This window comes from Citrobacter sp. VF227 (assembly GCF_052950715.1).
In genome coordinates, this window is sequence record NZ_JBRFVF010000011.1 from 75,304 (window position 1) to 89,140 (window position 13,837).

At 53.4% G+C, this 13,837-nt stretch carries 14 protein-coding genes and 1 pseudogene; 9 read left to right on the plus strand and 6 right to left on the minus strand.

Going from position 1 to position 13,837, the window contains the following annotated elements; genetic code table 11:
• Positions 1–97: 97 nt before the first annotated feature.
• On the minus strand, positions 98–718 hold the full coding sequence (sodA, locus tag ACU8YC_RS22115; protein WP_446895748.1) for a superoxide dismutase [Mn]: 621 nt from the start codon (positions 716–718) through the stop codon (positions 98–100).
• Positions 719–972: 254 nt separating this feature from the next.
• Between sodA and ACU8YC_RS22120 the strand changes: the two are divergent.
• Positions 973–2,395 (plus strand): annotated as a pseudogene (locus tag ACU8YC_RS22120) (arabinose isomerase).
• Between the two features lie 201 nt (positions 2,396–2,596).
• Positions 2,597–3,631: an L-rhamnose/proton symporter RhaT gene (gene rhaT, locus ACU8YC_RS22125; protein WP_151218424.1), complete on the plus strand. Its 1,035-nt coding sequence runs from the start codon at positions 2,597–2,599 to the stop codon at positions 3,629–3,631.
• Here rhaT and rhaR read toward each other — a convergent pair.
• Both rhaR and rhaS read right to left on the minus strand, forming a co-directional pair.
• Positions 3,628–4,476 carry an HTH-type transcriptional activator RhaR gene (gene rhaR / locus ACU8YC_RS22130; protein ID WP_151218423.1) on the minus strand — a complete coding sequence of 283 codons (849 nt, stop codon included), beginning with the start codon at positions 4,474–4,476 and terminating at the stop codon, positions 3,628–3,630. The genes rhaT and rhaR overlap by 4 nt on opposite strands.
• A 92-nt stretch (positions 4,477–4,568) precedes the next feature.
• Positions 4,569–5,417: an HTH-type transcriptional activator RhaS gene (rhaS, locus tag ACU8YC_RS22135; protein WP_151218422.1), complete on the minus strand. Its 849-nt coding sequence runs from the start codon at positions 5,415–5,417 to the stop codon at positions 4,569–4,571.
• A gap of 300 nt (positions 5,418–5,717) precedes the next feature.
• Here rhaS and rhaB point away from each other — a divergent pair, with 300 nt between their 5' ends.
• From rhaB to rhaM, 5 genes are read left to right on the plus strand one after another with little or no spacing between them, the layout of a single operon-like run.
• The gene (gene rhaB / locus ACU8YC_RS22140) at positions 5,718–7,187 is read left to right on the plus strand and encodes a rhamnulokinase (protein ID WP_151218421.1); all 1,470 of its coding nucleotides are present in this window, start codon (positions 5,718–5,720) and stop codon (positions 7,185–7,187) included.
• Positions 7,184–8,443 (plus strand): L-rhamnose isomerase, encoded by a 1,260-nt coding sequence (gene rhaA, locus ACU8YC_RS22145; protein ID WP_151218420.1) that lies wholly within the window; start codon positions 7,184–7,186, stop codon positions 8,441–8,443. The genes rhaB and rhaA overlap by 4 nt, the downstream gene beginning before the upstream one ends.
• 59 nt (positions 8,444–8,502) lie before the next feature.
• A complete protein-coding gene (gene rhaD / locus ACU8YC_RS22150; RefSeq protein WP_086523527.1) occupies positions 8,503–9,327 on the plus strand; it encodes a rhamnulose-1-phosphate aldolase in 825 nt (274 codons plus the stop codon).
• A gap of 11 nt (positions 9,328–9,338) precedes the next feature.
• The gene (gene fucO / locus ACU8YC_RS22155) at positions 9,339–10,487 is read left to right on the plus strand and encodes a lactaldehyde reductase (protein ID WP_446895749.1); all 1,149 of its coding nucleotides are present in this window, start codon (positions 9,339–9,341) and stop codon (positions 10,485–10,487) included.
• Positions 10,484–10,798, plus strand: coding sequence for an L-rhamnose mutarotase (rhaM, locus tag ACU8YC_RS22160; RefSeq protein WP_151218418.1), 315 nt, complete (start codon positions 10,484–10,486; stop codon positions 10,796–10,798). Before fucO ends, rhaM begins: the two co-directional genes overlap by 4 nt.
• A gap of 57 nt (positions 10,799–10,855) precedes the next feature.
• On the opposite strand, the gene ACU8YC_RS22165 is transcribed toward rhaM, so the two are convergent.
• On the minus strand, positions 10,856–11,404 hold the full coding sequence (locus ACU8YC_RS22165; RefSeq protein ID WP_151218417.1) for a helix-turn-helix domain-containing protein: 549 nt from the start codon (positions 11,402–11,404) through the stop codon (positions 10,856–10,858).
• A 101-nt stretch (positions 11,405–11,505) separates the two neighbouring features.
• Between ACU8YC_RS22165 and ACU8YC_RS22170 the strand changes: the two genes are divergently transcribed.
• Both ACU8YC_RS22170 and ACU8YC_RS22175 read left to right on the plus strand, forming a co-directional pair.
• The gene (locus ACU8YC_RS22170; protein ID WP_151218416.1) at positions 11,506–12,165 is read left to right on the plus strand and encodes an AzlC family ABC transporter permease; all 660 of its coding nucleotides are present in this window, start codon (positions 11,506–11,508) and stop codon (positions 12,163–12,165) included.
• On the plus strand, positions 12,165–12,488 hold the full coding sequence (locus tag ACU8YC_RS22175; RefSeq protein WP_151218477.1) for an AzlD domain-containing protein: 324 nt from the start codon (positions 12,165–12,167) through the stop codon (positions 12,486–12,488). Before ACU8YC_RS22170 ends, ACU8YC_RS22175 begins: the two co-directional genes overlap by 1 nt.
• Before the next feature lie 42 nt (positions 12,489–12,530).
• Here the strand turns inward: ACU8YC_RS22175 and ACU8YC_RS22180 are convergent, their stop codons facing one another.
• Together ACU8YC_RS22180 and fdhD are read right to left on the minus strand one after the other, a co-directional pair.
• Positions 12,531–12,743: a YdgH/BhsA/McbA family protein gene (locus ACU8YC_RS22180; RefSeq protein ID WP_426045864.1), complete on the minus strand. Its 213-nt coding sequence runs from the start codon at positions 12,741–12,743 to the stop codon at positions 12,531–12,533.
• Between the two features lie 128 nt (positions 12,744–12,871).
• Positions 12,872–13,672, minus strand: coding sequence for a formate dehydrogenase accessory sulfurtransferase FdhD (gene fdhD / locus ACU8YC_RS22185; protein WP_446895756.1), 801 nt, complete (start codon positions 13,670–13,672; stop codon positions 12,872–12,874).
• Positions 13,673–13,837: the final 165 nt, after the last annotated feature.

The window sequence follows — 13,837 nt, forward strand, 5'->3', positions numbered from 1 at the left end:
TGTTTCATTTTAAATGGATCATTGTTTTTATATTGATTTTGATCACAAAAAAACCCCCACAAGCATTGCTTGCAGGGGCTTAATTAACGCGTCGGACTTATTTTTTCGCGGCGAAACGTGCAGCAGCTTCCTCCCAGTTCACCACGTTCCAGAACTCTTTGATGTAGTCCGGGCGACGGTTCTGGAATTTCAGGTAGTAAGCGTGTTCCCAAACGTCCAGGCCCACAATCGGGAAGCCGGAAGCGCCAGAGATTGCTTCACCCATCAGCGGGGAATCCTGGTTAGCAGTGGAAACAACAGCCAGTTTGTCACCTTTCAGCACCAGCCACGCCCAGCCGGAGCCAAAACGGGTTGCCGCAGCTTTTTCAAATTCAGCTTTGAAGTTGTCCACGGAGCCGAAATCACGTTCGATAGCCGCTTTCAGGTCACCCTGCAGCGTAGTACCGGTTTTCAGGCCTTTCCAGAACAGGCTGTGGTTAGCGTGACCACCCGCGTTGTTACGCAGTACGGTTTTCTTGTCTGCTGGCAGTTGATCCAGTTTGGTGATCAGTTCTTCAGCGGACAGGCTGGCGAATTCTGGCAGGCTTTCCAGCGCGGCGTTCGCGTTGTTAACATAAGCCTGGTGGTGTTTGGTATGGTGGATTTCCATCGTCTGCTTATCGAAGTGCGGTTCAAGGGCATCATAAGCGTACGGCAGGGATGGCAGTGTATAACTCATAATCATCTCCAGTATTGTCGGGCGGCCAGTGTTAACGCCGCGTAAGCAGTTGGGTCATTATAGTTAATTAAATGATATTGAAAATGATTATCAATGCCGTACTTTTTACATGGCTATTATGAGGTAAAAGTGTGAGCATTACCGGGAGAATCAGGCAGATTTTGCCAATTGGCTAGAAAACAGGCAGCGACATGAAGGACATGGGAGATAAAGCACGACATAGTCTGAGAATTATCTCACAAGGAAATATTGCTATGTCTGTCAACATCGCCCTTTTTGGTATCGGCCTCGACACATACTGGCCCCAGTTTACAGACCTGGAGTCACGTCTTCAGGGCTATCTGCAAGCAATTGATGAGCGTCTGACGGCGCAACAAGCCACCGTGATTAATGGCGGCCTGATTGATAACGTCGATAAAGCCGATGCCCTTACCAGACGGTTGCAGCATCAGCCGGTCGATGCGGTCTGCCTTTACATCAGCACCTACGCGCTCAGCTCAACGGTGCTACCCCTGGTGCAAAGTATCAATAAACCGGTCATTATTCTGGCCCTACAGCCAGAACCAGGATTGCCCTATTCAAAAATCCGTCAGATTCCCGATCGGGGCGGTCGTACTGGAGAATGGCTGGCGCACTGTCAGGCCTGCAGCGCTCCCGAACTGGCGAACGTCTTTAACCGCGCGAATATCCGTTTTCAACTTATTGTGGGTGCATTACAGGGCGATGAGTACGTCTGGCAACAAACGGCGCAGTGGCTACAGGCCCTTAACGCTCGTCAAATGCTGGCAAATTGTCAGGTTGGCGTACTCGGACACTATTATGACGGTATGGTGGACGTTTACAGCAATATGACGAACTTATCCGCGAAAATGGGCGTACGCTTTAAGCCACTGGAGATGTGTGAGCTGGCGGAATATCGCGAGCAGGTCAGCGAGGCAGACCTCAACGCCAAACAACAGGAAATGCACCGTGTCCTTCAGTTGGATGCGACATGCGAACCTGCAGAGCTTGATCGCGCACTCACCACTGCCTGCGCCATGGATAAACTGATCGCTCAGAATAAACTCGGTGCATTAGCCTATTACTACGAAGGTCGTAACGGCAATGCTTACGAGAACATCATCACCTCAATAATTCTCGGCAACACGCTACTCACTCATCGTGGTATTCCTGTAGCGGGAGAATATGAAATCAAAAATGTGCTGGCGATGAAAATTCAGCAACTTCTGAGTGCTGGCGGTTCATTCTCAGAACCTTACGGTATTGAATTTAAAGATGATGTTGTTTTGTGGGGACATGATGGTCCGGCACACCCGTTGATGGCGGATGGTCCGGTGAGTCTGGTTCCGCTGCCAGTTTATCATGGTAAACACCGGTAAAGGTGTGTCTATCCAGATGACCGTGAAACCTGGCCCGGTAACCTTTCTTTCGGTAATTGAAGATGTCGAAAACGGGGTACGTTTACAGTATGCCGAAGGTGAAGCAGTGGCAGGTGAAGTTCTGGATATTGGCAACACCAACAGCCGCTATCGCTTCCCGTTATCGGCTCGCGAGTTCACCACGCAATGGTACATGGGCGGTCCAGCTCATCATTGCAGCATTGGCCTGGGACACCATGGCGAGGCACTGGAAAAACTCGCCTGGCTAATGGATATTCAGGCAGTAAGAATCTGCTAACCCTCAATATTTCCGCCCTTCTCAAAAAAGAGGGGCGGAACTGCATTTGTGATCAATATCCCTTTCATCCCGTGAATTTTGCCAGCATTACTCATCACGCGGCAGCATGCTGAAGGTTAGTTTATTGCTCACTCTTTAAACTTTTGAACATCAAAACGGTGATTTTCATCCTGTCAAATCGATAATTCAAAAGGAAACAGAATGGGTAATGCAATTACGATGGGGATAATATGGCATCTTATTGGTGCCGCTAGTGCCGCTTGTTTCTACGCCCCCTTTAAAAAGGTACAACACTGGTCCTGGGAAACCATGTGGTCCATAGGCGGTTTTGTATCATGGCTGATCCTTCCCTGGCTCGTCAGCGCGATCCTGCTGCCGGACTTCTGGGCCTATTACAGTTCATTCAGCGCATCCACACTGCTGCCGGTGTTTTTGTTCGGTGCCATGTGGGGGATTGGTAATATCAACTATGGCCTGACTATGCGCTATCTCGGTATGTCGATGGGGATAGGGATCGCCATCGGCATTACGCTCATTGTTGGCACCTTAATGACGCCAATCATAGCCGGTAAATTTGGCGTACTCATCGGCACGCCTGGAGGACGTATGACATTGCTCGGCGTGCTGGTCGCCCTGATCGGCGTGGCAATTGTAACCCGTGCCGGACAGTTAAAAGAGCGCAAGATGGGCATCAAAGCCGAAGAGTTCAATCTGAAAAAAGGTCTAATACTGGCGGTGATGTGCGGCTTTTTCTCCGCCGGGATGTCCTTTGCCATGGATGCGGCTAAACCAATGCACGAAGCCGCTGCTGCGCTCGGTATCGATCCGCTGTATGTCGCCCTGCCAAGCTATGTGGTCATCATGGGCGGTGGTGCAGTGATCAATCTGGGATACTGCTTCATTCGCCTGGCAAAAATGAAAAACCTGTCAGTAAAGGCCGACTTCTCGTTAGCAAAACCGCTGATTATCAGCAATATCCTGTTCTCGGCGCTTGCTGGTCTGATGTGGTACCTCCAGTTCTTCTTTTACGCCTGGGGCCACGCCAAAATTCCGGCACAGTATGACTATATGAGCTGGATGCTGCACATGAGCTTCTACGTCCTGTGCGGTGGTATCGTGGGCCTGATCATGAAAGAGTGGAGCAATGCCGGGAGACGCCCAGTCAGCGTACTAAGCCTTGGCTGCGTGGTGATTATTATCGCGGCAAATATTGTTGGACTGGGAATGGCCAGCTAATCATGTTGGGTGCTGAGATGACGCCACTGACTCGGCGTCATCCCGGTTTCCCGCGTGAATACCACCGAAAAGTAGTTACTGTCCTCAAAACCGCAGCGCATGGAAATCTCGCTAATCATCAACCGGCTATGTTTGAGCAGATACTGAGCATGGCAGACCCGTACCTGGCGCAGATACTGATTGATGGTCATCCCAGTCTGGCTACGAAACTGCTGGCGTAAAACCCGCTCGCTGCACTGCTCGCGCTCGCAAAATTTACCCAGTTCAAAGGCATGTTCATGGCTGCCGGCTAACGCGGTTATCAGTTTATCCAGCAGCGTTTCACTCGAGGTCGCCGGGAGCGTATCCGTGGCATAACGATGGCGTTTAAGGTGCGTGACCAGTTGTCCGAACAGCAACTCCGCCATGGTAAAAGCCTGCGCATCACGCTGATTACTTTCATGCTCAAGCTGGCTGATCACATGCCGGGCCTGTGTCATACCAACGCTGCCTAGCCGCCAGTGCGGCTGCCTCGGCGTACCGTTAAATCCGGGGATCGCAGCTTGCCAGTCAACATTTAGTGTCAGCCGCTCCGGGCAGTAGATGATATTTTGCAACACAAGGTCGTTAACGGAAGTGTATGAGTGTTTATCCTCGGCACGAATGTAAAAAAGATCGCCACGGGTTATCCGATACGGGCGATCGTTAAGGACATGCAGACCATTGCCGCGCCAAACCAGCACCAGCTCGCAAAACTCGTGAGTATGCTCAGCGAAGGCATCCTGCGGATAACGATCGGCCACGGCGACAGCCTGCTGCTCATGCGCAAAAAAGTCTGATTTCAAAAGGATTAGCTGATTCGCCATCACATAACCTCAACCTGAACGCACCCGCCATCTGGCATGAAAGGCTATGATTATCAGCAAACTGACGGTAAAAAACGTTGATAGCTTTCGCGTTACTGGAGGCTGTCGCCCGCGATAAGATCACGCCCTTGACGAATATCGCGCGGCGACCACTCGAACTCACGGCGAAACAGCGTCGAAAAGTGGTTACTGTCGCCGAAACCGCAGAGATAAGCGATATCTGTCACGCTGTCATCACTGTGACGTAGCAGATGCCTGGCTTTAATCAGCCGCAAACGGTTAAGGTAGCGTTGCGGCGTCAACCCTGTTTGTTGTTTAAGCTGACGGTGTAAAGTGCGTAAAGAGAGCGAAAACTTCTCCGCCAGCGCTTCCCAACACACCTCGTCGGCAAAGTTATCTTCCAGCCATGCCATCAGAAGGTTAAGCCGTGCATCGTTATCAGTCGCCGTTTCCATCAGACTGGTTTTACGCAGCAGTACCAGCAACTGCATAAACAGAATCTCGCGATTTGCCGCCGTCGGCGTATCCATTCCCTCGCCAAGCGCTTCCATCTGCCCCACCAGATGACGAACCTGCTGCAATACATTCTGATTTACGCGCCAATGGGAGGGATACTGCCCATTTTGTTCCTGAGGCAAAAGCTGATTCAGCCCAGCCAGAAATTGAAACGCCTCCGGGGAACGATACAGAACATTGGTCAGACACAGATTGTCAGTATGTTCGTATAAATGCCTGTCATGATCGCGAACGAAACACACCGTTCCGCCGCTAATGGTGTAAGGCTGTCCGTTAAACACATGGATCCCCGTACCATGTTCGACCACCACAATTTCATGAAAATCATGATGATGCTCGGGAAACGCGGGTTGGGGAAGCCGTGGTTCAATAGCCACTGTCGCTTTACCTGTCGGAAAAAAATCCACGCAATGCAGTACGGTCATGACGGCTCCCCCTGATTAACGAATATGGCTGAATAGTAATTAAGGGTTACTACCCTCACCTTAAATTTTTGACGCCAAAGTGCGTAAACAGGGTTAATTCTTCAAGAAATGGCGGGAAAGATCGGGAAATGCGGAAGGCGTCACATCCACCCAAATACACACTATTAGCGGAAACTGTGAACAGCATCACGTTCACCTTTGCCACGCTGCCAGCCGATTATTGTGGCTGTCACTAACAAGAAGGTACGCCTTTTCAGGGGTTCTTAGACTGAGTGCAATAAAACTCAGAAGGATCTCGCTATGACTTTTCGCCATTGTGTCGCTGTCGATCTGGGCGCATCCAGTGGACGCGTAATGCTGGCGCGTTACGACAGTGACCACCGCACTCTGACGCTGCGTGAAATCCATCGCTTCGTTAACTGCCTGCAAAAAACAGAGGGTTTTGACACCTGGGATATCGACAGCCTGGAAAACGACATTCGTCTGGGGCTGAAGAAAGTCTGCGATGAAGGCATTCTCATTGACAGTATCGGCATCGATACATGGGGCGTGGATTACGTTCTGATTGATAAAAACGGTCAGCGCATCGGCCTGCCAGTTTCCTATCGCGACAGTCGCACGACCGGCATTATGTCACAGGCGATGGCGCAGCCCGGAAAAGGCGAAATCTACCGTCGCAGCGGCATTCAGTTTCTGCCCTTTAACACCTTGTATCAACTGCGTGCGCTGGTCGAACAGCAGCCGGAACTGCTCCCGCAGATAGCACATGCTCTGCTAATCCCCGACTACTTCAGCTTCCGCCTGACCGGCAAAATGAACTGGGAATACACCAACGCCACCACCACCCAGTTAGTCAATATCAACACCGACGACTGGGATGACACGCTGCTGGCATGGACCGGGGCAGACAAAGCCTGGTTTGGGCGTCCAACACACCCGGGGAACATAATTGGCCACTGGATTTGCCCGCAGAAAAACCAAATTCCGGTCGTAGCCGTCGCCAGTCACGACACTGCCAGCGCGGTCATCGCATCGCCGCTGGCCGATGAAAATAGTGCGTATCTCTCATCCGGTACCTGGTCGCTGATGGGCTTCGAGAGCAGAACACCGTATACCAACGATGCGGCGTTGGCGGCGAACATTACCAACGAAGGGGGCGCGGAAGGGCGCTACCGCGTACTGAAAAATATCATGGGACTGTGGTTGCTCCAGCGCGTTTTAAAAGAGCGTCAGATTACAGACCTGCCAGCACTTATCGCCCAAACGCAAGCGCTGCCGGCCTGTCAGTTCCTGATAAACCCAAACGACGATCGCTTTATCAATCCCGACGATATGAGCGCGGAAATTCAGGCGGCCTGTCGTGAATCAGGTCAGCCCGTTCCCCAACAAAATGCCGAACTGGCACGCTGTATCTTCGACAGCCTGGCATTGCTGTACGCCGACATCCTGCAAGAACTTGCAACGCTGCGTGGCGCAGCATTTAGCCAACTGCACATCGTGGGTGGCGGCTGTCAGAACGCCTTGCTGAACCAGCTGTGCGCGGATGCCTGCGGTATACGCGTGATGTCCGGGCCAATTGAGGCCTCCACGCTCGGCAATATTGGCATCCAGTTGATGACGCTGGACGAGCTTAACAACGTCGATGATTTCCGTCAGGTGGTGAGCGCCAACTACGACCTGACCACCTTCATTCCCAATCCTGAAAGTGAAATTGCCCGCTACCAGGCGCAGTTTCAATCACTACGACAGACAAAGGAGCTTTGCGCATGACCACTCAACTTGAACAAGCCTGGGAACTGGCAAAACTGCGTTTCGCCGCGGTAGGCATTGATGTCGAGGCGGCCTTGCGCCAACTCGATCGTCTGCCGGTCTCCATGCACTGCTGGCAGGGCGATGATGTCGCCGGTTTCGAAAATCCGGAAGGTTCGCTCACTGGAGGTATTCAGGCTACCGGTAACTATCCGGGCAAAGCACGCAACGCCACCGAACTGCGGGCCGATCTGGAGCAGGCGCTGAGCCTGATCCCGGGTCCAAAACGTCTGAATTTGCATGCGATCTATCTGGAGTCTGAAACGCCAGTCGCCCGCGACAAAATCAAACCTGAACACTTTAAAAACTGGGTTGAGTGGGCGAAAACGAACCAGTTAGGGCTTGATTTCAACCCGTCCTGCTTCTCGCACCCGCTGAGTGCAGACGGCTTCACGCTGGCTCACGCCGATGAAACCATTCGCCAGTTCTGGATTGACCACTGCAAAGCCAGCCGCCGCGTCTCGGCGTATTTTGGCGAGCAGTTGGGTACGCCGTCGGTGATGAACATCTGGATCCCGGACGGCATGAAAGACATCACCGTTGACCGTTTAGCACCACGCCAACGCCTGCTGGAAGCCCTGGACGAAGTGATCAGCGAGAAACTCGACCCGGCGCACCACATCGACGCCGTCGAGAGCAAACTGTTTGGTATTGGCGCAGAAAGCTATACCGTCGGTTCCAACGAGTTCTACATGGGTTACGCCACCAGCCGCCAGACCGCGCTGTGCCTGGATGCAGGTCACTTCCACCCGACAGAAGTGATCTCCGACAAAATCTCCGCCGCCATGCTGTACGTGCCGCGCCTGCTGCTGCACGTCAGCCGTCCGGTGCGTTGGGACAGCGATCACGTGGTGCTGCTGGATGATGAAACGCAGGCGATTGCCAGCGAGATCGTGCGCCACAACCTGTTTGACCGCGTACACATCGGCCTCGACTTCTTCGACGCCTCCATTAACCGCATCGCCGCGTGGGTGATCGGCACCCGCAATATGAAAAAAGCCCTGCTGCGCGCGCTGTTAGAACCGACCGAGCAATTGCGTCAGCTCGAAGCCAGCGGCGACTACACCGCACGTCTGGCCCTGCTGGAAGAGCAAAAGTCGCTGCCGTGGCAGGCCGTCTGGGAGATGTATTGCCAGCGTCACGACACACCAGCGGGCAGCCAGTGGCTGGACAGCGTTCGCGCTTATGAAAAAGAGATTTTGAGTAAACGTAGCTAACCCTTTTTGCCGGATGGCGGCTTCGCTTTATCCGGCATTGAATAAGACAGGTATAAAATATGCAAAACATTACCACTTCCTGGTTCGTCCAGGGGATGATTAAAGCCACTTCCGATGCCTGGCTGAAAGGCTGGGACGAACGCAACGGCGGCAACCTGACACTGCGCCTGGATGAGGCAGATATTGCGCCATTTAGCGCCGATTTCCACGAAAAACCGCGTTATATCGCACTGAGTCAGCCGATGCCGCTGCTGGCGAACACACCATTTATCGTCACCGGTTCGGGGAAATTTTTCCGCAACGTCCAGCTCGATCCGGCCGCCAATTTGGGCGTGGTGAAAATCGACAGCGATGGCGCGGGTTACCACATTCTGTGGGGTCTGACCCACGAAGCCGTGCCGACCTCCGAACTGCCCGCGCACTTCCTTTCCCATTGCGAACGTATTAAAGCTACCAATGGTAAAGACCGCGTGATCATGCACTGCCATGCCACCAACCTGATCGCCCTGACCTACGTACTGGAAAACAACACCGCGCTAATGACCCGCAAACTGTGGGAAGGCAGCACCGAGTGTCTGGTGGTGTTCCCGGACGGCGTCGGCATTCTGCCGTGGATGGTGCCGGGTACAGATGAAATCGGTCAGGCCACCGCTGAAGAAATGCAGAAACATTCGCTGGTGCTGTGGCCATTCCACGGCGTGTTCGGCAGTGGACCCACCCTCGACGAAGCGTTCGGTTTGATCGATACCGCAGAGAAGTCCGCTGAAGTTTTAGTCAAAATCTATTCGATGGGCGGTATGAAGCAGACCATAACGCGTGAAGAGCTAATCGCACTTGGCAAACGCTTCGGCGTGACGCCGCTGGCAAGCGCACTGGCATTGTAAGGAGAATAGTGATGAGCTTTATGTTGGCACTGCCAAAAATTAGCCTGCATGGCGCAGGCGCAATTGCCGATATGGTGAACCTCGTGGCGAATAAGCAATGGGGTAAAGCGCTGGTCGTCACTGATGGTCAACTGGTAAAGCTGGGTCTGTTGGATAGCCTGTTTGCCGCGCTGGATGAACATCAGATGTCTTATCACCTGTTTGATGAGGTGTTTCCAAACCCGACGGAAGCGCTGGTGCAGAAAGGCTTTGCGGCATACCAAGGCGCAGAGTGTGATTACATCATCGCTTTCGGTGGCGGTAGCCCGATCGATACCGCCAAAGCGGTGAAGATCCTGACCGCCAACCCTGGTCCGTCTACCGCCTATTCCGGCGTGGGCAAGGTAAAAAATGCTGGCGTACCGCTGGTCGCCATCAATACCACCGCCGGAACAGCAGCAGAGATGACCAGTAATGCGGTTATTATCGACTCAGCTCGCAAGGTTAAAGAGGTGATCATCGACCCGAATATCATCCCGGATATCGCCGTGGATGACGCCAGCGTCATGCTGGACATCCCGGCTTCCGTCACCGCCGCAACTGGCATGGACGCCCTGACCCATGCGGTAGAAGCCTATGTTTCCGTTGGCGCGCATCCGCTCACCGACGCCAACGCGCTGGAAGCGATTCGCCTGATCAACCTGTGGCTACCGAAAGCGGTCGACGAGGGTCATAACCTTGAAGCCCGTGAACAAATGGCTTTTGGTCAGTATCTGGCGGGGATGGCATTCAATAGCGCTGGCCTGGGTCTGGTGCATGCGCTGGCACATCAGCCGGGCGCGACCCATAATCTGCCGCACGGCGTCTGCAACGCCATCCTGCTGCCGGTAATCGAAAACTTTAACCGCCCGAACGCCGTGGCGCGCTTTGCCCGCGTGGCGCAGGCGATGGGCGTTGATACGCGCAGTATCAGCGATGAAGCGGCAAGCATGGAGGCTATTAATGCGATTCGTGCCCTGAGCAAACGTGTCGGTATTCCTGCTGGCTTTAGTTCGCTTGGCGTGACGAGAGAAGATATTGAAGGCTGGCTGGATAAAGCGTTGGCCGATCCGTGTGCGCCGTGCAACCCGCGCACTGCCAGCCGCGACGAGGTTCGCGAGCTGTATCTGGAGGCGTTATGATCCGCAAGGCCTTTGTGATGCAGGTGAATACCGACGCACATGTTGAATATCAACGTCGGCACAATCCCATCTGGCCAGAACTGGAAGCGGTGCTGAAAGCACACGGCGCCCATCACTACGCGATTTATCTCGACGAAGAGCGCAATCTGCTGTTCGCCACCGTTGAGATTGAGTCCGAAGAGCGCTGGAATGCCGTCGCCAGCACCGACGTGTGCCAGCGTTGGTGGCAGCATATGCGCGACGTAATGCCGGCCAACCCAGACAACAGCCCGATCAGCGCAGAGTTAAAAGAAGTATTTTATTTACAGTAGTCTTGTAGGCCGGATAAGGCGCTAACGCGCCGCATCCGGCACAACTCAACATAACAGTTAGTTCTGCTCAGAAACCAGAATCGCTTGGGTGTCGGGCTCCAGCGCTTTAAATATATGCGCCTGGTCCGCGGGGTAACAAATATAGTCACCCTCGCCTAGCTCCTCCGGCGATTCCGTTAATCCCACCATCGCCTTACCCTGCGTCACGATGATATGTTCAACCGATCCCGGTGGATGTGGTTCTGAAATTCGATCCGCGCCCGGTTGCGTCAGCAGCAGATAGATATCCCGCCGCGCGCCCGGTGGGCAGGCCGCCAGTAAAATGGCCTGATAATGAGCCTGCTCAGCCACGACTTTTGTCCCTTCACCACGGCGAATCACCTGCGTTTTTTGCTCCTGCGGTTCCAGCAGGCGCGCAAAGGGAATATCCAATGCTACACACAGCGACCACAACGTTTCCAGGCTAGGATTTCCATTGCCCGCTTCCAATTGCGAGAGTGTCGATTTTGCAATTCCTGCACGACGGGCAATCTCCGCCAGCGATAAACCGGTGCGCTGACGTTCACGCACAAGACTTTTCGCGATCATACTGATGGGTTGGGTCATTCACGACTCCGCGTTCTTTATATCGAACAAATCGTTCGACTTGTAAATCAAACTTGTTGCGTTCATTATAATGGAAACTCGTTCGATACGGCTAAAACGGTATGAAACATTATTTTTCCAGTCTCAAAGGCGACACGATAAAAGCAATATTTTTAGTCTGTCTGGCCGTCGGGGTTGTGGGCATGTCTTACGGCTCGCTGGCGATGGCTTATGGCTTCCCGCTGTGGGTACCGTTTGTGCTCTCGGTTACGGTGCTGGCGGGCGCGTCCGAGTTTATGTTTATCGGTATCGTCGCCAGCGGCGGTAATCCACTGGCGGCTGCGGCTGCCGGTTTACTGGTTAACGCCCGGCACGTGCCGTTCGGCGTTACGGTGCGCGATCTGGTAGGGAAACGTGCCGCCAGCTACCTCGGCTGCCATATCATGAACGACGAAAGCGTGGTGTTTGGCCTGTCGCAAAAAACGCCAGAACAGCGTAAAGCCGCCTACTGGCTGTGCGGTCTGGGCGTCGCGGTTTTCTGGCCTGTTGGCACGCTGGTCGGCGCGGTCGTCGGCAGGCTTCTGCCCGCTCCGGAAACTATCGGTCTGGATGCCGTCTTCCCTGCCATTCTGCTGGCGCTAGTCGTCCCGGCATTTAAAAACCGTACGACGCTTATCCGCGCCTGCAGCGGTGCCACGCTGTCTCTCGCCGCCGTCCCTTTTGCACCGGTGGGTTTGCCGGTACTGCTTTCGCTGTTTGGCTTACTGACGAGGAAAAAATGATGGGCAATATGACGCTGTTTATCGTCGGTATCGCCGTGTTATCTCTGGGAACCTATTTAATGCGTTTAGGGGGAACTAAGCTGGGGAGCCGTTTAGCACTCTCAGAACGCTCGCAGGCGCTGCTTTCCGACGCTGCCACCGTATTACTGTTTTCCGTTGCGCTGGCGACCACCTTTTACGAAGGCGAACACTTTGCTGGCATGGCGCGCGTGCTGGGCGTGGCTTTTGCGGTGTTTCTCGCCTGGCGTAAGCTGCCGCTGATTGTAGTGATCGTTGCCGCCGCAGTGGTGACCGCGTTGTTAAGAATGGCAGGTATACACTAAAAAAGCGCCTCCAGGGCGCTCTTTCGGCAATACAAAAGTCTCTTATTTCAGCAGTTCTGCGGTCATATGCACGCGGTTACCGGTGTATGCCTGAGTGATTTTGTAATCGCTGGCACCTGCGCGTTCAGCCTGAGCGGCAATTTTTGCTTCAGCGCTTTCCAGCGTAGAACCGGTCGCGGTAACTGTCTGAGCAGCGAAAGAACCGAAAGAAGTAGCCAGAGCGATAACTACGACAAAAGTTTTGATGCTTTTCATGATATAAACCCTTTAACTTAGTTGTTTGAGTAAGGCACCGTGCCTTGATGTGATAAATAATAGCCCTCACATCACACAACTAAAAGCGGAAGGATTTGCCAGTCTTATTCAAATTAATTGAACACCTGTTATTCTGTTACCAGACGCTCGGGATGGGTATAAATCGTTGCCCTGCCCGGTTTACAAAAGCCCACCAGCGTCAGGTTACAGCGTTCGGCAACCTCTACCGCCAGCGTTGTCGCGGCAGACACAGCAAACAGAATCTCCACGCCGCACATCGCCGACTTCTGCACCATCTCGTAGCTGGCGCGGCTGGAGACTAATACCGCGCCCGGTCGCCAGGCTTCCCCTTCGATAGCACGTCGTCCCAGCAGTTTATCCAGCGCAACATGGCGCCCAACATCTTCATGTCCGCCCGCCAGATAACCTGACGGCTGTACCCAGGCAGCCGCGTGCGTGCAACCTGTCAGTTGCCCAACAGGCTGGAAATCAGGGAGATGCCTTAAAGCGTTATCGAGATGTGCCAGATCGAATGTCTGGGTAAACGGCAGAGGCTGGACCGGCTTGCCAATGTCATTGAGTTGTTCAACGCCGCAAACGCCACAACCGGTACGACCGGCCAGCGCACGACGTCGCTCCTTCAACCCCATAAAACGACGGCTGGACAGCTCAACCTGCACTTCTAATCCGTTACAAGAAGGAACCACTTCCATCCCGTAGATATCCTGTGGGCGCTCAATAATGCCTTCAGAAAGTGAAAAGCCCATCGCAAAGTGCTCAAGATCTTTCGGTGATGCCATCATCACCACGTGCGAAATCCCGTTATAAACCAGCGCAACCGGTACTTCTTCAGCGACGACATCCAGCTGAGGATGTAGCAAATCCTCGCGTTTCCAGAGGGTCAGTTGGCGCGATCCTGTCAAAATCATCACATTTTTGATGTTTTCTTGAATAATCTTATTCACTTTCTTTTAACCATATTGGAACACGCATACCAACATTGTGGTATTCTTTACAAACCCCTCCTGGAGGGAGGGAAATTCACCCAATTCTGGACCTTTGCGGTCCCGTCCGCAAAGAAAAATAACAACCAC